At 61.4% G+C, this 16,763-nt stretch carries 21 protein-coding genes and 3 tRNA genes; 13 read left to right on the top strand and 11 right to left on the bottom strand.

Translation table 11 applies throughout. The features are described from left to right. The first annotated feature begins 47 nt into the window (after positions 1-47). From NKI54_RS15695 to NKI54_RS15685, 3 genes are all read left to right on the top strand, one after another. The gene (locus NKI54_RS15695) at positions 48-935 is read left to right on the top strand and encodes a DMT family transporter (RefSeq protein ID WP_023680434.1); all 888 of its coding nucleotides are present in this window, start codon (positions 48-50) and stop codon (positions 933-935) included. Positions 936-968: 33 nt separating this feature from the next. Further along, positions 969-1,418, top strand: coding sequence for a GFA family protein (locus NKI54_RS15690; protein WP_023680433.1), 450 nt, complete (start codon positions 969-971; stop codon positions 1,416-1,418). A gap of 105 nt (positions 1,419-1,523) precedes the next feature. Continuing rightward, positions 1,524-2,183 (top strand): N-acetylmuramoyl-L-alanine amidase, encoded by a 660-nt coding sequence (locus NKI54_RS15685; RefSeq protein ID WP_352636972.1) that lies wholly within the window; start codon positions 1,524-1,526, stop codon positions 2,181-2,183. A 45-nt stretch (positions 2,184-2,228) separates the two neighbouring features. On the opposite strand, the gene NKI54_RS15680 is transcribed toward NKI54_RS15685, so the two are convergent. Beyond that, entirely contained in the window at positions 2,229-2,486 is a 258-nt protein-coding gene (locus NKI54_RS15680; RefSeq protein ID WP_023717513.1) for a GlsB/YeaQ/YmgE family stress response membrane protein, read from the bottom strand. A 158-nt stretch (positions 2,487-2,644) separates the two neighbouring features. On the opposite strand from NKI54_RS15680, the gene NKI54_RS15675 reads away from it, so the two are divergent. After that, positions 2,645-3,112, top strand: coding sequence for a YidB family protein (locus NKI54_RS15675; RefSeq protein ID WP_023680430.1), 468 nt, complete (start codon positions 2,645-2,647; stop codon positions 3,110-3,112). A 166-nt stretch (positions 3,113-3,278) separates the two neighbouring features. Here NKI54_RS15675 and NKI54_RS15670 read toward each other — a convergent pair. Both NKI54_RS15670 and NKI54_RS15665 read right to left on the bottom strand, forming a co-directional pair. Then, a tRNA-Gly gene (locus NKI54_RS15670) sits at positions 3,279-3,352 on the bottom strand. Between the two features lie 67 nt (positions 3,353-3,419). Continuing rightward, a tRNA-Tyr gene (locus tag NKI54_RS15665) sits at positions 3,420-3,504 on the bottom strand. 202 nt (positions 3,505-3,706) lie between these two features. On the opposite strand from NKI54_RS15665, the gene NKI54_RS15660 reads away from it, so the two are divergent. Next, on the top strand, positions 3,707-4,564 hold the full coding sequence (locus NKI54_RS15660; RefSeq protein ID WP_352570931.1) for a TrmH family RNA methyltransferase: 858 nt from the start codon (positions 3,707-3,709) through the stop codon (positions 4,562-4,564). A gap of 336 nt (positions 4,565-4,900) precedes the next feature. Here NKI54_RS15660 and NKI54_RS15655 read toward each other — a convergent pair whose 3' ends face one another. The 3 genes from NKI54_RS15655 to gcl all read right to left on the bottom strand — a co-directional run bounded on the left by NKI54_RS15655 (position 4,901) and on the right by gcl (position 8,631). Continuing rightward, the gene (locus NKI54_RS15655) at positions 4,901-5,785 is read right to left on the bottom strand and encodes a 2-hydroxy-3-oxopropionate reductase (RefSeq protein ID WP_352623236.1); all 885 of its coding nucleotides are present in this window, start codon (positions 5,783-5,785) and stop codon (positions 4,901-4,903) included. Positions 5,786-6,028: 243 nt separating this feature from the next. Then, the gene (hyi, locus tag NKI54_RS15650; RefSeq protein WP_352570928.1) at positions 6,029-6,826 is read right to left on the bottom strand and encodes a hydroxypyruvate isomerase; all 798 of its coding nucleotides are present in this window, start codon (positions 6,824-6,826) and stop codon (positions 6,029-6,031) included. A 23-nt stretch (positions 6,827-6,849) separates the two neighbouring features. Further along, positions 6,850-8,631: a glyoxylate carboligase gene (gcl, locus tag NKI54_RS15645; protein WP_352691880.1), complete on the bottom strand. Its 1,782-nt coding sequence runs from the start codon at positions 8,629-8,631 to the stop codon at positions 6,850-6,852. 203 nt (positions 8,632-8,834) lie between these two features. On the opposite strand from gcl, the gene bhcR reads away from it, so the two are divergent. Further along, positions 8,835-9,692, top strand: coding sequence for an HTH-type transcriptional regulator BhcR (gene bhcR / locus NKI54_RS15640; protein ID WP_352636974.1), 858 nt, complete (start codon positions 8,835-8,837; stop codon positions 9,690-9,692). Between the two features lie 40 nt (positions 9,693-9,732). On the opposite strand, the gene NKI54_RS15635 is transcribed toward bhcR, so the two are convergent. The 3 genes from NKI54_RS15635 to NKI54_RS15625 form a co-directional block, all read right to left on the bottom strand. Continuing rightward, positions 9,733-10,089, bottom strand: a complete 357-nt coding sequence (locus NKI54_RS15635; RefSeq protein ID WP_352593845.1) for a hypothetical protein — start codon at positions 10,087-10,089, stop codon at positions 9,733-9,735. Between the two features lie 465 nt (positions 10,090-10,554). Continuing rightward, positions 10,555-10,854: a BA14K family protein gene (locus NKI54_RS15630; protein ID WP_352636975.1), complete on the bottom strand. Its 300-nt coding sequence runs from the start codon at positions 10,852-10,854 to the stop codon at positions 10,555-10,557. A 176-nt stretch (positions 10,855-11,030) separates the two neighbouring features. Next, positions 11,031-11,198, bottom strand: a complete 168-nt coding sequence (locus NKI54_RS15625; protein ID WP_352451069.1) for a hypothetical protein — start codon at positions 11,196-11,198, stop codon at positions 11,031-11,033. A 156-nt stretch (positions 11,199-11,354) separates the two neighbouring features. On the opposite strand from NKI54_RS15625, the gene NKI54_RS15620 reads away from it, so the two are divergent. From NKI54_RS15620 to NKI54_RS15605, 4 genes are all read left to right on the top strand, one after another. Continuing rightward, a tRNA-Thr gene (locus tag NKI54_RS15620) sits at positions 11,355-11,430 on the top strand. A 153-nt stretch (positions 11,431-11,583) separates the two neighbouring features. After that, the gene (locus NKI54_RS15615; RefSeq protein ID WP_156937488.1) at positions 11,584-11,823 is read left to right on the top strand and encodes a hypothetical protein; all 240 of its coding nucleotides are present in this window, start codon (positions 11,584-11,586) and stop codon (positions 11,821-11,823) included. Positions 11,824-12,098: 275 nt separating this feature from the next. Beyond that, on the top strand, positions 12,099-12,296 hold the full coding sequence (locus tag NKI54_RS15610) for a hypothetical protein (protein WP_084641813.1): 198 nt from the start codon (positions 12,099-12,101) through the stop codon (positions 12,294-12,296). A 135-nt stretch (positions 12,297-12,431) separates the two neighbouring features. Next, on the top strand, positions 12,432-13,070 hold the full coding sequence (locus NKI54_RS15605) for a cupin domain-containing protein (protein ID WP_352691877.1): 639 nt from the start codon (positions 12,432-12,434) through the stop codon (positions 13,068-13,070). Between the two features lie 64 nt (positions 13,071-13,134). Here NKI54_RS15605 and NKI54_RS15600 read toward each other — a convergent pair whose 3' ends face one another. After that, positions 13,135-13,701, bottom strand: a complete 567-nt coding sequence (locus NKI54_RS15600; RefSeq protein ID WP_352691875.1) for a DUF2569 family protein — start codon at positions 13,699-13,701, stop codon at positions 13,135-13,137. Positions 13,702-13,839: 138 nt separating this feature from the next. Here NKI54_RS15600 and NKI54_RS15595 point away from each other — a divergent pair, with 138 nt between their 5' ends. Beyond that, positions 13,840-14,040 (top strand): DUF2905 domain-containing protein, encoded by a 201-nt coding sequence (locus tag NKI54_RS15595; RefSeq protein ID WP_023679908.1) that lies wholly within the window; start codon positions 13,840-13,842, stop codon positions 14,038-14,040. A gap of 55 nt (positions 14,041-14,095) precedes the next feature. Here NKI54_RS15595 and NKI54_RS15590 read toward each other — a convergent pair whose 3' ends face one another. Continuing rightward, positions 14,096-14,710 carry a TetR/AcrR family transcriptional regulator gene (locus tag NKI54_RS15590; RefSeq protein WP_023679909.1) on the bottom strand — a complete coding sequence of 205 codons (615 nt, stop codon included), beginning with the start codon at positions 14,708-14,710 and terminating at the stop codon, positions 14,096-14,098. Positions 14,711-14,801: 91 nt separating this feature from the next. Here NKI54_RS15590 and NKI54_RS15585 point away from each other — a divergent pair, with 91 nt between their 5' ends. Together NKI54_RS15585 and NKI54_RS15580 are read left to right on the top strand one after the other, a co-directional pair. After that, a complete protein-coding gene (locus NKI54_RS15585; RefSeq protein ID WP_352691873.1) occupies positions 14,802-15,908 on the top strand; it encodes a polyamine ABC transporter substrate-binding protein in 1,107 nt (368 codons plus the stop codon). 13 nt (positions 15,909-15,921) lie between these two features. Continuing rightward, a complete protein-coding gene (locus NKI54_RS15580) occupies positions 15,922-16,761 on the top strand; it encodes an ABC transporter permease (protein WP_352691871.1) in 840 nt (279 codons plus the stop codon). Positions 16,762-16,763: the final 2 nt, after the last annotated feature.

Here is a 16,763-nt window from a genome sequence, read left to right as displayed (position 1 = left end):
GGATCTGGCCCATTGCCGCCCTGGCGCCGGTCTGATTTCGTGGGCCGATGCATTTCATCCCGACTGCCATACGAGGCCCGCTGTTCATGGTCGTTTCGACCGGGTCCTACATCGTCAACGACACGATGATGAAGCTCGCAACCGCGGGACTGCCGCCCTATGAGGTGCTGTTCCTGCGCGGCGCTGCGGCAACATTGTGGGGCATTCCGCTGCTGTTCATGTTGGGCTATGGCAAGCAAATTCCGCTGATCCTCGACGCGAAGGTTTTGCGCAGGAACCTGCTCGAACTGGGTGCTATCCTTTGCTACGTGGTGGCGCTCGCCAACATGCAGATCGCCGATTCGACCGCGCTCGGGCAGATCACGCCCTTGCTGATGCTGGTCGGCTCCTCGATGCTGTTTGGCGAACGGATCGGCGGGCTGCGCATGGCGCTGATCGGCCTTGGTTTTATCGGCGCGGTGATGGTTGCACAACCGACGATGCAGGGGATTTCGGTCTATGCCCTGCTGGCGCTAGGCAATGCCGCCCTGTCCGCGGCGCGCGATCTGGCCGGACGCAAGGTCGCCGCCGACGTGCCGGGGATGATCGTCGCTATTTCCGCGGTGATTGTGGTGCTCACCGGCGCCGGCGTTGCGCATCTGGTTTCCGAGCAGTGGGTGGTGCCTGAAATCCGTCACCTGCTGCTGATGGGCGGCGCCGGACTGTTCCTGATCTTCGGCCACTTCTTTATCTTCATGGCCTATCGCGTCGGGCCGACCAGCGTGGTGGCGCCGTTCTACTATTGCTTTACCGTCTGGGCGGTGATTTCAGGCCTGGTGGTATTCCGGCAGCTCCCGAATGCGCTGGCCATCTGCGGCATCCTGCTGGTGGTGGCCAGCGGGTTGACCATCGTCTCGCTCGACGAGCGCAAGCGCCGGTTGACCGTCGTCGCTTGAAACTGAAATCGGCCTGCACAATAGGAGGAGCGCGTGGCAAGCCCGGATGACAACCAGAATTCACGCAACCGCAGGCTTATCGGAAAGTGCCTGTGCGGCGCCGTTCAGTACGCGGTGGCGGACGCGTTCGTCTATGCCACGAACTGCCACTGCTCGAACTGCCGGCGCACCACCGGCTCGGCCTTCAAGCCATTCGCCGGCATCGAGCGCGACAGGCTGAGCCTGGCGAGGGGCGAGGACAATCTCATGATCTTCGGCGACGAAACCGGCCATGACGCGCATTGCAAGACCTGCGGCTCGTTGCTCTATTCCGTGGTCCGCGACGGTGCCTTCGTGCATGTCGCCATGGGAACCCTGGTCGACGAGCCGACCATCCGCCCGACGCAGCACATCTTCGTCGGCTCGAAGGCGAAGTGGTTCACGATCACCGACGATCTGCCGCAATACAGAGAACACGCGGTCGCCGGAGATGCCGGCGAATAGCTGACCGTTAGAAAACGCTCAACCAAATTATCGTTTCGTTTTCGCGTCGGCCGCCAACGAAACTATACTGTGCTCCGTCACTGAACTTATGTCGCGGGGATTTCTGTGGCATTGCCGCCCGACTGGTTGCCCAATGTTGCGATGAGGCGCGTCATTTGCCATTGGACGGCCGGCTCGCATTCGGCCGGCGATACCGACAGGGATGCGTATCACATACTGGTCGAGGGGAATGGCCGCCTGGTCAGGGGCCGGCCTTCGATCGCGCTCAATTCGAGCCGGGTAAAACCGGGATATGCCGCGCACACGCTCAACTGCAACGGCGGCTCGATCGGGGTTTCGCTCTGCTGCATGGCCGGGGCGGAGGAAAGGCCGTTCGATGCCGGCCGCTATCCGATGACCAGGGCGCAGTGGGACGCGATGACCACGGTTGTCGCCGAACTCTGCAAATATTACCGCATCAAGGTCACGCCCAAAACGGTGCTCTCGCACGCCGAGGTCGAAAGCAATCTCGGCATCGAGCAACGCGGAAAATGGGATTTCACCCGGCTGCCCTTCGATCCGACGATCAGCGGCGCAAGCGCCTGCGGCGACCGGCTGCGCCGCGACGTGACGGCGGCAATGGGCGCGATGCCAAATCTGCCGGTGAGGAACGGGCGCGATGCCGCATGGCAGCGACTGCTCGAGGAATCATGGCCGATCATGGTGAGAGGGCTGGAAGCCGGCCTCAACACGCTGATCCGCGAAATCCTCAAAAGGATCAGATAGGCGGTCGGCATTCGGGTGAATGCCGACGCAATTGCCGAGCGGCTTCTACAGAGCCCTCTTGCCGCTGAACTGGTGATAGGCCCACAGGACCACCACGGCACCGACCACGGCGACGATCAGGCTATAGATGTTGAGCCCGGTAACGCCCGACGCTCCAAAGGCGCTAAAGATGAGCCCGCCGACGATGGCGCCGACGATCCCAAGCACGATATCGAGCACAAGGCCTTGCCCGCTTTTATTGACGATCTTGCTGCCTATGAAGCCGGCGATGACGCCGAGAATAATCCAGCTTAATATTGACATTTTTCCTCTCCGTTCCCCGCACCCGATTACTTCCACATTATTAAGCAAAGCTCAAGCCAACTTGAAAATCATGATTACGGAAAGCTCAAACCGGCTTGAAATTCGCCATGATGCGTCATTGTTGGAGACGGACGGGCAATTTGACATGGAGATCCACAATGGGACTGTTTGACAATGCCGTTCCCGGCGGCAACGTCGCCAAGCCGCTGATGATCGCGCTCGGCGCACTTTTGGTGGGAAAAATGCTGAGCGGTGGAAGTTCCGCCCAGCCGGAGGCGGCGCAGAGCCCTGCCCCCGTCCCGCCTGATACAACCGCATCCGCCGATGGCGGACTGCTCGGCGGTCTGGGCGGCCTGCTCGACAAACTGAAGGACGCCGGCCACGGCAACGTTGCCAATTCGTGGGTCGGTACCGGTCAGAACCAGCCGATCAACCCCAGCGATCTGGGCAGTGCTCTCGGGCCACAAATCATTCAGGAGATCGCGCAAAGGACGGGCCTGAACCAGCAGGATCTGCTCAAGCAATTGTCCGCGGCCTTGCCAGGGCTTGTCGACCAGTTGACGCCGAACGGGCAGGTGCCGCAGCAGAACCAGCTCGCGTCCATATTCAGCAAATTCGCGAGCTGACGCCTGTCGCCCAACGCCGCCTGCGGTTCGGGACAACGATAACACAGATTAAGATGCGCGTCCGTCTGGACGCGCAACGAATACTTTGAATTATCGGCAAAGCGCTTCGCTTGGCGGTGCCTGCTTCGGCATCGTGCGCGAGGTGCGCCGCGGCTTGGGGGAAATCTGGAGCGGGTAGCGGGAATCGAACCCGCATATTCAGCTTGGAAGGCTGCTGCTCTACCACTGAGCTATACCCGCGCCTTTCAGTCAAGCATCGGATCCGCTCCGACGCTCGCTCTGCGTTTCAGGGCTTCCGGGCCGGCAGTGGTGGAGAGGGTTGGATTTGAACCAACGTAGGCATAGCCAACGGATTTACAGTCCGTCCCCTTTAACCACTCGGGCACCTCTCCAGTCTGCCGCCGGAGCCATGCAACGAGGCATCGACGCGTCGCGGCCGCCAAAGCAGCCCTTCCGCGAAGCGCCTTATGGCGGCAGCGCCCAAAACTGTCAACCGCAACAGCCCGGCAAAAAGCGCTGAATCTCACGCCTCGCCCGACAAGCAGCTTCTGCAGCTGTATCCATGACCGGACGACACGGCTATAGAAGCCGGCCATGAGCAACGATAACAAATCCAAGACCCCTAAAGACACCCACTACGCCAAGCTGCGCCGCGCGCATCGCGACGAGAAGAGCGGCGGCGCGCCGGCGTTCAGGCCACGCCAGCCGGTGCCGCCCGGCGAGAACCCGGCGGATGGGCTGGTGCGGCTCTACGGGCTGCACACGGTGCGGGCCGCACTCGACAATCCGCGCCGCAAAATCAAAAAGATGCTGGTGACGCGCAACGCTGCCGAGCGACTGGCAATCGCCGATCTCGGCGCTTTGCCCTTCAAGGCGGAACTGGTCGAACCAAGGGACATCGACAAGGTCACCGGCTCGGATGCCGTGCACCAGGGCGTGGTGATCGAGGCCGAGCCGCTGAAACCGAAACGCCTCGATGCGCTCGGCGACACCAGGCTGGTGCTGGTGCTCGACCAGATCACCGATCCGCACAATGTCGGTGCGATCCTGCGCTCGGCCGTGGCTTTCGGCGCCGGTGCACTAATCACCACGGCGCGCCACAGCCCGCAGGAATCCGGCGTGCTGGCGAAGTCGGCCTCCGGCGCGCTTGAGCATATCGACCAGATCGAGGTGAAGAACCTCGCCGATGCGCTGGGGCAGCTGCACGAGGCCGGCTTCCAGACGATAGGGCTGGATTCGGACGGGCCGGCGGAACTTGAAACCAGCTTTGCCGGTGACAAGATCGCTCTGGTGCTCGGCGCCGAGGGCAAAGGCCTGCGCCAGAAAACGCGCGAAACGGTGACGACGCTCGCCCGGCTCGACATGCCCGGCGCCATTCGTTCGCTCAACGTCTCGAATGCCGCGGCGGTGAGCCTTTATGCGGCGAGGCGGTGGTTCGCGCGCGGCAAATAGGGCGCAATGCATGTCATTGGATTTTGCCGTTCTCAATCCAGATGGACATATCGATCGATGCGTATCGGTAGGTCCCTCTGCGCATCATGAAAAATCGTGTCAATCGCAAACCAAAACGCGTTTGAACTCATACTGAAATTCGAAGATTTCTATGAGGACGTCACTCTTCCGATCGAATCCCTACCTTCCTTGACCAAGCAAGTTGAGGCACTTGTGCGAACTGAAGGAATGTCGGAGGAATCCAAAGATTTTCTGAAACGTTTTGCCGATCTCATACGCTATGCGGTCGAACGAAGTCGGCCCATCGAAGGTATTGCAGACTAATTCACTTCACTCTCACCCAACCTCGTGACCAGCCATCCGCTCCAGTGCCCTGACCAGTGCCGAATGATCTTCCTTTGCTCCACCGTTCGCCGCGCAAGAGTTGAACAATTGCTGCGTCATCGAGGTGTTGGGTAGTGCTACCCCAAGCGCCTTCGCGCCTTCCAGCGCCAGATTGAGATCCTTCTGGTGGAGTTCGACGCGAAAGCCCGGCGCGAAGCTGCGCTTGATCATGCGCTCGCCATGCACTTCCAGGATACGCGAGTTTGCGAGCCCGCCCATCAGCGCCTGCCTGACCTTGGCCGGGTCTGCGCCGGCTTTCGATGCAAAAACCAGCGCTTCGGCGACGGCCTCGATGGTCAGCGCGACGACGATCTGGTTGGCGACCTTGGTGGTCTGGCCGACGCCGTTCGGCCCGACCAGAGTGATGTTCTTGCCAAGCTTCTCGAAGATGGGCCTGGCGCGTTCGAAGGCTTTTTCCTCACCGCCGACCATGATGGTCAGCGAAGCCGCCTTGGCGCCGACCTCGCCGCCCGACACCGGCGCGTCGAGATAGTCGCAGCCGAGATCGTTTATCTTTTTAGCGAATTCCTTGGTCGCGATCGGCGAGATCGAGCTCATGTCGATGACCAGCCTGCCTTTAGTAAGGCCTGACGCGACGCCGTTTTGGCCGAACAGCACATCGGCCACCTGCGGCGTATCCGGAACCATGGTGATGACGATGTCGGCCGCGCGGGCAACGGCATCATGGCCGGTGACGGTCTTTAATCCCCTGGCGACGAGATCGGCCGGCGGCTTCGAGCGGTGGTCGCTGGCGACGACCTGATAACCCGCGTCTAGCAGATGCCCCGCCATCGGCGCGCCCATGATGCCGAGACCGATGAAGCCGATGGTGTCCATGTCTTTCTCCGTTTCTTGTTAAGGGGGCGTTCCTGCGCGCCCCCCTCTGGCCTGCCGGCCATCTCCCCCACGAGTGGGGAGATCGGCAGTTCCCGCGCCGGCCCTTAAACGTTCCCGACCTCGAAAATTGGCGAAAGCGGCGGTGACATCCAATCTCCCTCCTTGTGGGGGAGATGCCAAGTTTTGGCAAAGAGGGCAGGCCAGAGGGGGGCGCGCAGGAACGCGACGTGCGATACGTAGCGTCTACGCCGCCGCACTCCCCTGCCCGGCCGCGTCCCGAAACCAGCCAAGCCCGGCTTCCGTCCCCGCCTTCGGCTTATACTCCGCGCCGACCCAGCCGGAATAGCCGATGCGGTCGATGTGGTTGTACAGGAAGGGAAAATTGATCTCGCCCGTCCCCGGCTCATGACGGCCGGGATTATCCGCAAGCTGGATATGCGCGATGCGGTCGAGGTTTGCCTCGATGGTACGGGCGAGATCCCCCTCCATGATCTGCATGTGATAGATGTCGTATTGCAGGAACAGGTTCTTCGATCCGACGCGGTCGATCAGGGCCAGAGCCTGGTCCGAGTAATTCAGGAAGAAGCCCGGAATGTCGCGGGTGTTGATCGGCTCGATCAGCAGCCTGATGCCGGCCTGCTCCAGCTTTTCGGCCGCGAAAGCCAGATTTTCGGCGAAGACGTCTTCCAGCACGGAGCGATCGACGCCTTGCGGCGCGATGCCGGCGAGGCAGTTGACCTGCTCGCAGCCGAGCGCATGGGCATAGGTGACGACCTTGGCAATGCCCTGCCGGAACTCCGGGATGCGGTCGGGCAGGATCGCGATGCCGCGCTCGCCCTTGGCCCAGTCGCCGGCAGGCAGGTTGAACAGGACCTGCGTCAGCCCGTTCTTCTTCAACCTGGCCGCGACGACATCCGGCGCATGGTCATAGGGGCCGATATACTCGACGCCCTTGAAGCCGGCGCGGGCGGCGGCATCGAAGCGGTCGAGGAAGTCATGCTCGCCAAAGAGCATCGAAAGATTGGCTGAAAACCGTGGCATGGCAGTAGTTCCTCATATGCGGCTTAATCGAGCATGACGATCGCCGTGGGGGCATCTTCGTGATGTTCGGCTAGCTCCTCGAATTCGGTGATCTTGTCGATTTCGGTACCCATCGAAACGTTGGTGACGCGCTCGAGGATGAATTCGAGCACCACCGGAACCTGGTGCTCGTTCATCAGGCGCTTTGCCTCTTCGAAGGCACCGGCGAATTCCTCCGGCCGGCGCACCCGGACCGCCTTGCAGCCCATCGCCTCGGCAACGGCGACGTGGTCGACGCCGTAGCCCGCCTCGGGATCGCCCTGTCGGTTGACGTTCTCGAAGGCCAAGCTGACTTCGAAGTCCATCGAAAAGCCGCGCTGCGCCTGGCGGATCAGGCCGAGATAGGCATTGTTCACGACGACATGGATGTAGGGCAATCTGTGCTGCGCACCGGCTGCCAACTCCTCGATCATGAACTGGAAATCATAGTCGCCGGACAGCGCCACGATGGTGCGGTCCGGATCGGCGGCGCGAACGCCAAGTGCTGCCGGCAATGTCCAGCCGAGCGGGCCGGCCTGGCCGCAATTGATCCAGTTGCGCGGCTTGTAGACATGCAGGAATTGCGCCCCGGCGATCTGGGACAGGCCGATCGTGGTGACATAGGTGGTGTCGCGGCCGAACGCCTTGTTCATCTCCTCGTAGACGCGCTGCGGCTTCAGCGGCACCTGGTCGAAATGCGTCTTGCGCTTCATTGTCTTCTTGCGCTGCCGGCATTCGCCGGCCCAGCCCGACCAGTCGCGCAATTTTCCGGCCGTCCTCCACTCGGTGGCGACGTCGAGCAGCATCTTAAGCGCCGCACCGGCGTCCGAGACGACGCCGAGGTCCGGCGCGAAGACGCGGCCGATCTGCGTCGGCTCGATGTCGACGTGGATGAATTTCTTGCCCTTGGTATAGACGTCGACCGAACCGGTGTGGCGGTTGGCCCAGCGGTTGCCGATGCCGAAAACGAAATCGGCTTCGAGCATCGTCGCATTGCCATAGCGGTGCGAGGTCTGCAGCCCGCACATGCCGGCCATCAGGCGGTGGTCGTCGGGGATCGCGCCCCAGCCCATCAGCGTCGGGATGACAGGCACGCCGGTGACCTCGGCGAACTCGATCAGCAGATCGGACGCATCGGCGTTGATGATGCCGCCGCCGGCGACGATGACAGGCTTTTCCGCCGCGTTCAGCATCGTCAACGCCTTCTCGGCCTGGGCGCGCGACATTGCCGGCTTGAACGGCACCAGCGGCTCGTAGGCATCGATGTCGAACTCGATCTCGGTCAGTTGCACATCGACAGGCAAATCGATCAGCACCGGCCCCGGCCGCGACGAGCGCATCAGATGGAACGCTTTCTGCAGCGCCATCGGCACCAGATAGGGTTCCATGACGGTGACCGCCCATTTGGCGACGGGTGCGGCGATCGCCGCAATGTCGACGGCCTGAAAATCCTCCTTGTTGAGACGCGCGCGCGGCGCCTGCCCGGTGATGCAGAGGATGGGAATTGAATCGGCAGCGGCCGAATAGAGGCCGGTGATCATGTCGGTGCCGGCAGGACCCGAGGTGCCGATGCACAGACCGATATTGCCCGATCTGGCGCGGGTAAACCCTTCGGCCATATGCGAGGCCGCCTCGACGTGACGCGCAAGGATGTGGCGGATACTGCCCCTCGCCTTCAGTGCCGAATAGAGCGGGTTGATCGCAGCACCCGGCACGCCGAAGGCACAGGAGATGCCTTCCTTTTCGAGAACGAGAACCGCTGCGTCGACTGCGCGCATCCTGGCCATGTCAGCCTCCACGGAATTGTTGATAGCCGATGATGCCAGCGCACCAATGATTTTTCAATTTTTTCAGAATATTTTTCCATTTCTAGAAAACAGCTCTTGTTGGTTGAATTGATTGGCCTTTTTGTTTTCCATGAATTCGCTTCGTAAATCACTGGAAAACTTTTTCATTGCCTGTTTGGGCGAACAGGGCGAAGAATGGCCCGATGGAAACCACCGAAAAACGCCAGCGCGGCCGGCCGCGCGCCTTCAACGGGCCGTCCGAGGCCGCATCGGTGCAGTCGCTGGACCGGGCGCTGCGCATCCTGGCAATCGTCGCCGATGGCAGTGGCCTGTCGCTGAGCGAGATCGCTGCCAGTTCCGGTCTGCCGGCATCCACCGCCTACCGCATGCTGACGACGCTGGAGAACCATGGCATGGTCGAGTTCGACGGCATCGACCAGCTGTGGTCGATCGGCGTCGAGACCTATCGCATGGGCGCGGCGTTCCTGCGCCGCCGCAAGCTGGTCGACCGCGCCCGTATCGTCATGCAGGAACTGATGGAGAAGACCGGCGAGACCGCCAATCTCGGCGTCGCCGAGGACGATTGCGTCGTCTTCGTCAGTCAGGTCGAGACGCACCAGGCGATCCGCGCCTTTTTCCGGCCGGGCACGCGCAGCTCCTTCCATGCCTCGGGCATCGGCAAGGCGGTGCTGGCGCATCTCGAGCCGGAGCGCGTCGCCACCATCCTGCGCCGGGCCGGGTTGGAGCGCTTCACCGAAAATACGCTGTCCGACATCTCGGCGCTCGCCCGCGACCTGGTGACGATCAAGCTGCGCGGCTGGTCGGTAGACGACGAGGAGCGGCATCCCGGCATGCGCTGCGTTGCCGCCGCCATCTTCAATGAATTCGGCGAGCCGATCGGCGGCGTTTCGGTCTCCGGGCCGACAGTACGGGTCACGCCGGAACGGCTGGCCGAGATCGGCCCGCTGGTGCACGATGCGGCGGCGGAGGTGACGAGGATGATCGGCGGGCTGCCGACCCCTCCCGGCCTTGGCAGCGAGCCGAGCGCATGGCAGCGCTGACCGGCGCGGAATGGTGCGACATCTGCCAGGATGGCCAGAGCTAGGCCCCGGGCACCGCGCTCTTGGTCGATAGGTCGTAGAAATCAAGCAGCATCGCCAGCCCAACTCCGCAGGCGGTGAAGATGAGGCCGGCAATGAAGATACGATTGGCGCGTTCATAAACGCGCCGTTGTAGAGACGTTATGTCGAGCAGCAACCGCAGCGCTCGTATCTGCAGGGCAATGCCGATCAAAATCGGCGCGACGGCGGCCAGGTGATAGATTTCCCATGGTATCGGGTTGGCGGCCCAATGCGTGATGAAGCCCAGCGAGAACGCCAGCAGGATGCCGACGGTGGTGATTGTGCCGTTGCGGAAAATTGTCTCGATCGGCTCTTCGTTCGGATCTTGCTCGCCCAAGCGCCCTCTCCCCTGTTTCGGTATCGGTGCAGATTAGGCTGTTGGGAAATCGCTGTACATCGGCAAGAGTGTTGGCGAATGCTGAAGCGGCATCCGATCTCGTCTTAAGTGGGCGATGTTCGACAGGACAGAGAGGCTGACGGAGCGCGGCTTTATTCCAGCTTGGGTTCCTCGCCCCACGGAAGTGGGGAGAGGTGGCGCGGCGAAGCCGCGACGGAGAGGGGACCGCGCCCTACGAAGGCCCCCTCTCCGGCCGCGGAGCCTGTCCTCGGGCTTGCCGAAGGCAAGACCCGTGGGCGGCCACCTCTCCCCCGCTTCGCGGCGGGCGAGGAACCCAGGTCCTAAGAGGTCGGAGGAACAACCCCTCTGCCCTGCCACTCAGACGCGCAGAAAAAGGGGCAGTGGGGTGCCCCTTCTTCCGGTTGCCTGAAACGGTCACCTCCTCCCAAGCTGGCATAGTGGCCCTCAAAGCCAGCAGCGATGGCGATAGCCGTCGTAGCCGACATAGGTGTCCGAGTACGGGTCGTAGCTCTGGTAGCGATTGAGGCAGCGCCGGACGTGCCAGGAGCCGCCGTCTTCCTCGATATAGACGGTGCGCGGCTGGGCGAGCGCGCTGCCGAGCAGGAAGCCGCCGACACCTGCGGCAATGCCGATGCCGAGGTGCTTGTGCTTGTGATGGGCGGCCGACGGCTGAACGGTGCCGACCAGCATGGCGGCGGCGACGGTGGTGGCGACGAGGCCGGAAACGATGGTGCGCTTGAACATGACGATCTCCTTGTTGTGGGAGGCGATCCAACCGCCTCTTGACCGTCAGTCGTCGCGACAAGGAAAAAGGTTCGAAGGTCTTTTTGGATTTTTTCTCGGCGGGAGAAATCGCGCGGTCTGATGCGCGACCACGAACGGTCGCGCCGTCGACAGTTCACCGGAACAACCGGCAGGCCTCAGCCCATGCCGGTGATATGGCGAAGCCAGAAGGCGAGCGCGATGAAGCCGATGATGGTGGTGACGCCGGTCCAGTCGATATTGGCGTGCTTCAGGTCCTTGATGAGCTTCACCAGGAGAACCCAGGCCACGACGACGAGCGGGAGAATGATGACAAACCTGATCATGCGACTGCCTCGCTGATGCAATTGCACCTTCGATCAATATAGGAAGCGAATTGGCCGTTTTCAGGACGCCTTGGCGGCAGAACCGCCGCGTTCGCGGCAGCGGAAAACGGAGTTTTGTCTTTACTGGCGCAGCAGATATGGTAACCGGAGCGCCGTGCCCTTGTAGCTCAGCTGGTAGAGCAGCGGTTTTGTAAACCGAAGGTCGGCGGTTCGATTCCGTCCGGGGGCACCAGTACGGGCTTCTTGAGACCTCCGGGGCGCTTGATATCTGCTCATCCCCGATATCCACAGGCCGGGGCCGTCAGGATCGGTAGCACATCAGCTTCAACGCATATATTCCCTAGCGGAAACCATAGTTCCCTAGCGGAAAACCTAGGAGTCTTCGTTGGAGCAGAAACGCACGACCGCCCCCTTCATCAACGGCATATTTGGCGGATTTATCGTCTTCGCCTTCGCGTTCGGTTTCCGTTTCCTGCTAAGTCCCGATCCCGATCCAACATCAAGAGCAACGACAAGCCTTTCAGTACTGGCCTTCGCCATTTGTTTCGGCGCAGCCTTCCTCCGCGAGCACCGGCGCCAGATTGCCGCCGCCAGAGAATATATAAGCCGCCCAAGATCGTATTAGGGGCGTACGTGTCGGGACCGTCCTCGTCGGGTCACCAGAAACTTCCGTGAAATTGCTGGCAAAATCTGTCGCCAGACAACGAGTTAGCATCTCATATCTAGAGACGCTGAGCCCGGGCGTGACTTCGCGGTTGCAGAGCCGTCATTTCGGCCCTCTCTCCCGGCCTCGGCCATCTCGTACCATTCGATTAAATTGCTCCTGTGTATATTAGCACTCGCTCAATTAAGCGCGCCGACAATGTCGGTGCGGCGGGCCAAAAACCAAAGGGTGTTGTCATGCGAAGTGATTTCGCCGCGGCGCGCGAGCTTTTGGAGTGCGCACAAAACCGCCTCTGCGGCGCGGATGAAACGAGCCGACGCGTCAACGAGGCCCTCGACGCGCTGATTGAAGAAATAGCCATCGCGGAATTCCGCAAGGCGCCACTGACGGTTGTGCCGTTTCCGCGTGCGCGGCCGCCTAAGCATGTTCGGTAGAGCGCTGATCGCTCGCGTTGACGAAGAGCCGGCAACTGGTGTTTCCGCAATCGCCCGTTGGAGCGTCGTTGAACGACCAAGCCTTTGACGATAGAGTTGCCGGGCAGTGGTGCTCTGAAACTCCGGAGCCGATCCATGTCACGCTGTGGAGATGTCTACGAGAACAAAGTGACCGGCGAATATGCGGTCATCCTGCGTGGCACCGAAGACCGCGGCCAGGGACCTGGCATCGCTCATCTGACAGCCCGGCCGGGAGCCGCAGTGGTGGGCGAGCACTTCCACCCGAACCTGACGGAACGGTTTACCGTCCTCCGTGGCCGTCTCGACGCTTGCATCGCCGGGAAAACTTTGTCCCTGGGGCCTGGCCAATCCGCCACGGTCGAAGCAGGCGTCGCACATGATTGGTGGAACAGCAGCAAAACCGAAGAAGCGCATGTCCTGGTCGAAGTCGACCGGGCGCCAGGTGCGGACAATGTCGACCCGAACTGTTTCGAGCTGCTGATCGGCATGCTCTTCGGCCTGGCCAATGCCGGCAAGGTGGACAGAAAAGGTAGACCTTCGCCGCTTCAGGCAGCAGTCATCGCCAGAGAATTTGCCGACGTGATCGTCTTCACGCACCCGCCACCTTCGATTCAGCGAGTGGCGCTGGCGATCCTGGCGCCACTCGGCCATCTGCTCGGCTATCGCGCGATCGACCCGGACTACTGCAAGCCGCACGGGCATGTCACGCCGGCTCCTGAAATCCTCGCTAGAGCAGGCCTAGTAGCCGGATGATCCGGGTCCATATTGGGCGCCCGGCATTTTTGTCGGCAGCCATACATAGGACTCGCGGCAAGCTCTATGAAGCACTCGCGACATGACCGGATATGGCGACCCGGTCGAACGTGTTTCTCACCCTGACCGACTTGTAGACGTAGGCGACCCAGATGCCGGTCAGGACAAAAGAAACTGCGGGCATTACCAGCGCATCCCCTGCAAGCACCAAGCTCACAGGAGCGCTCATAACCGCTGAGATCCATGCCGCGTCCAGAATAAACACGATTGGTATTGCAAACCACTGATACAGGAATAGCTGCTTGAAGCGGTAACTCCGCAGCAGCATCGCAAAGAGCACAACCACCTGGAACACCACAAACGCCAGCAAGAGGGCAATCTCTCCGTAGACCGCCAAAGTGCCATTCGGGAGCGTCATGAGCTGTCGGTAGCCTTCACTCGATGAGCCCAATGAGACGAGCGTGCGTAGCGGGGAGAAAGCCTGAAGGATCGCCAGCAGCATAAGCCAGCCTCCGAAACCTACGAGAGCCGAAGGATCCTGTAATGGCTTTGCGGCTGACCGAACGGCAAAGAAAACAGGCACGCCGATCAGCAGCAGCACTATAGCCCAATGCCAGATGGAAATCTGCATCCAACCCTCCCTTGATGCCCTTTTAGGTTGTAACAGATTTCAACCTCAACTCAAGAGGCAACATCGAGAGGAAGCGCTGCTTGCAGACCCGTCAACACTAGATTTCCGGCATGATACTATTTCCGGCAGGATGCTGCCATGTCGCGAACTCTGATCGTCGTTGGTCTCAGCATAGTCGCCATAGGCCTGCTGTGGCCTTGGTTGGCTCGGACCGGCCTTGGCAGGCTGCCCGGCGATATCGTGATCGAGCGTGAGAACTTCAGGCTTTATGTCCCTATCACCACGGGGATACTGGTCAGCATCGTGCTCTCGGCCATTCTATGGCTGATCAACCGTTAGGCGATGCTCCGGCTGCGGCGATTTGGGTTGCAGGCCCTACTCGCCCTTGATCTTCTTACACTCCGATCGCCGCCACCAATATCCTGTTCTGCCTGCGTATCGCCGTGCGCAGTTCGGCAATCCTCGCCTCCTCGCGCTTCACGAATTCGATGAACATCATGTTCATGTTGTTGAAGATGAGTTCGCCGAGCGCCGGCCCGTCGATGTCGCGGCGCACCAGGCCGAGCGCCTGCAGGCGGACGATCAGCGCGCGGATTTGCTCGGTCAGGGCGCGGTCTAGCGCGGTATAGGCCTGGCCGAACGGGCTGTCGGGCAGTTGCGTCGAGATCGCCATCGCCTGCCGCCACATCTCCTTGCTGAGATAATGCAGCGAGTGCTCGATATAGATGCCGAGCAGCGTATCGAGAGCGTCGCCGACATTGGCCGGCGGGTTGGCGACGACGCCGCGCCCGGCATTCAGCACCTCGTTGACCTCCATCGAGACGATGGCGCCGAGGATGTCGCCCTTGTTCTGGTAGTAATTGTAGATCGTGCCGACCGAGACTTCGGCCTGCGCGGCGATGGTCTCGATCTTGGCGCCTTCATAACCCGCATCGCGGAAAAGCGCCGCCGCCGCCTCGATGATGCGGCGGTGCCGATCCGCCTTCTGCCTTGCCCGCAATCCGCTCATATCGGCTGTTTGCCACAAAAACAGAATTGACTCAATTTTAGAATTGGTTCAATTTTTTCCTACAAGCCAAAAAGGCATGGGAGAACACTCGATGTCCATCAATCAAAAGACCCCCAATCCAATTACCAGGAATCCGCTTTCCGTTCTGAAGAGCCATCTCCAAGGCGCCTGTGCGGCGGCAGCACTGCTGCTGGCGGCGGGCAGCCTCGCTCAGGCGCAGGATCTCAACGCACTGATCTGGTGCGATCACGCCGATCCGGCGCTGCTGCAGCCGTTCGAGGAGGCGAACGGCGTCAAGGTCAATGTCAAGGAGTTCGAAGGCACCGGGGCCGGCCTGGCGATCGTCGAACAATCGCAGCCCGGCGACTGGGACGTGATGGTGATCGACAGCATCGACGTACGGCGCGGTGTCGAAAAAGGCCTGTTCGAGCCGCTACCGGAAGACAAGCTGCCGCTGGCCGACCTGTTTCCGCAGGTGAAGATGGATAGCTCCACCGTCGTCGACGGCAAGCGTTACGGCATCACCGAAAAGTTCGGCTACAACACGATCGGCTACAACAAGACAAAGGTCGACCCGGCCGACATGCAGTCGATGGCGGCGCTGACCGGCGACAAATACAAGGGCAAGATCGCCATCTACGATTATTACCTGCCTGTCATCGGCATGGCCGCACTGGCGATCGGCAAGAAGACTGCCGAGCTGACCGAAGCCGACCTTCCCGCCATCAAGGAAGAGCTGCTCAAAATGAAGGCCAACGCCAAGCTGGTCGGCGAGGTGACCGCCAGCCAGACGGCGCTGGCGACCGGCGAGGTCGACATTCTGGTCGGCGGCGGCGAATGGGTGACGGCGGGACTGGCCAAGGAAAACCCTGCCCTCGATTTCTCTATCCCGAAAGAAGGCGCCGTGCTGTGGTCGCAGTCGCTGGCAATGTTCAAGGATTCCAAGAACAAGGAGCTGGCGCTTAAATTCATCCAGTACATTATGAGCCCCGAAGGCCAGGCGCGGCTCGCCACCTCGTCCTGTTATTGGGGCATGCCGGCCAACACCAAGGCGGCGCTGAGCGATGAGCAGAAGAAGATCCTGCGCTTCGACGAGCAGCCGGAATTCCTCGCCCGCGCGCAATCCTATCCGGCGCCGAACGCGGATCTCGACAAGAAGATGCAGGACGTCTGGACCGAAATGCTGCAGGCGCAATGACCGGCTGCCGGTCGTGAGCGTTGCGGCAAAGAGCCCCCTGCCCTGGGCGCTGGTCACGCCGGCGCTCGGCTGGACGCTGCTGTTCTTCGTGCTGCCCTTCGTCGCCATGGCGGTATCGAGCCTGACGGCGCATGACGGCGGCGGCTTCACGCTGTCCAACTACAGCCAATTCTTTGCCAATCCGTCCTACTGGCAGGCGATGGTGAACTCGCTGCAGGTCACGGCGATCGTCACCGTGATCTCCGTGCTGCTCGCCTATCCTTTTGCCTGGATCCTGGCCGAACAGGTGCCGGAGCGCTGGCAGCGGCTGGCGCTGATGCTGGCCGTGCTGCCGTTCTGGACCTCCTATGTCGTGCGCTCCTATTCGTGGCTGCTGGTGCTGGCGCAAAACGGCGTCGTCAACCGCGCACTGACAGGCTCCGGCCTGTCCAGCGAACCGCTGCAGCTCGCCAATACTCGGCTGGCCACCGTCACCGGCTTCGTGCATTTCTTCGTCATGCTGTTGACGCTGACGATCTTCGCCAATCTGAAGCAGCTCAGCCCCAGCTACCGCAAGGCCGCCGCCGATCTCGGCGCCGGGCCGATGCGCACATTCCTGCATGTCGTTCTGCCGCTGACGCTCCCCGGCATCATGGTCGGCGCCTTCCTCACCTTTGTGCTGTGCATCGGCGACTACATCACGCCGCAGATCCTCGGCGGCAACAACGAGCTTTTGATGCCGCAGCTCGTCATGATGCAGATCGGCCGGCGCGGCGACTTTCCGCTCGCCTCGGCGCTGTCGATCATCCTGATGGCGGTGGTCACCGTCGCCTACCTCGCCTGCTCCCGCTGGCTGAAGATCGAGCGGGCCTGACC

It is taken from the genome of Mesorhizobium sp. M0663, assembly GCF_040320585.1.
Classification (GTDB): domain Bacteria; phylum Pseudomonadota; class Alphaproteobacteria; order Rhizobiales; family Rhizobiaceae; genus Mesorhizobium.
The sequence above is the reverse complement of the archived record's forward strand: the minus strand, read 5'-3'. Positions and strand labels throughout refer to the sequence as shown.

Excerpts from the sequence above, each read along its gene's own strand:
- NKI54_RS15625 (WP_352451069.1), bottom strand. The coding sequence starts at position 11,198 with ATGATCAGGTTTGTCATCATTCTCCCGCTCGTCGTCGTGGCCTGGGTT.
- hyi (WP_352570928.1), bottom strand. The coding sequence starts at position 6,826 with ATGCCACGGTTTTCAGCCAATCTTTCGATGCTCTTTGGCGAGCATGAC.
- NKI54_RS15695 (WP_023680434.1), top strand. The coding sequence starts at position 48 with ATGCATTTCATCCCGACTGCCATACGAGGCCCGCTGTTCATGGTCGTT.
- gcl (WP_352691880.1), bottom strand. The coding sequence starts at position 8,631 with ATGGCCAGGATGCGCGCAGTCGACGCAGCGGTTCTCGTTCTCGAAAAG.
- NKI54_RS15680 (WP_023717513.1), bottom strand. The coding sequence starts at position 2,486 with ATGTCAATATTAAGCTGGATTATTCTCGGCGTCATCGCCGGCTTCATA.
- NKI54_RS15585 (WP_352691873.1), top strand. The coding sequence starts at position 14,802 with ATGTCCATCAATCAAAAGACCCCCAATCCAATTACCAGGAATCCGCTT.
- bhcR (WP_352636974.1), top strand. The coding sequence starts at position 8,835 with ATGGAAACCACCGAAAAACGCCAGCGCGGCCGGCCGCGCGCCTTCAAC.
- NKI54_RS15605 (WP_352691877.1), top strand. The coding sequence starts at position 12,432 with ATGTCACGCTGTGGAGATGTCTACGAGAACAAAGTGACCGGCGAATAT.
- NKI54_RS15660 (WP_352570931.1), top strand. The coding sequence starts at position 3,707 with ATGAGCAACGATAACAAATCCAAGACCCCTAAAGACACCCACTACGCC.
- NKI54_RS15600 (WP_352691875.1), bottom strand. The coding sequence starts at position 13,701 with ATGCAGATTTCCATCTGGCATTGGGCTATAGTGCTGCTGCTGATCGGC.
- NKI54_RS15630 (WP_352636975.1), bottom strand. The coding sequence starts at position 10,854 with ATGTTCAAGCGCACCATCGTTTCCGGCCTCGTCGCCACCACCGTCGCC.
- NKI54_RS15595 (WP_023679908.1), top strand. The coding sequence starts at position 13,840 with ATGTCGCGAACTCTGATCGTCGTTGGTCTCAGCATAGTCGCCATAGGC.
- NKI54_RS15655 (WP_352623236.1), bottom strand. The coding sequence starts at position 5,785 with ATGGACACCATCGGCTTCATCGGTCTCGGCATCATGGGCGCGCCGATG.
- NKI54_RS15610 (WP_084641813.1), top strand. The coding sequence starts at position 12,099 with ATGCGAAGTGATTTCGCCGCGGCGCGCGAGCTTTTGGAGTGCGCACAA.
- NKI54_RS15675 (WP_023680430.1), top strand. The coding sequence starts at position 2,645 with ATGGGACTGTTTGACAATGCCGTTCCCGGCGGCAACGTCGCCAAGCCG.
- NKI54_RS15590 (WP_023679909.1), bottom strand. The coding sequence starts at position 14,710 with ATGAGCGGATTGCGGGCAAGGCAGAAGGCGGATCGGCACCGCCGCATC.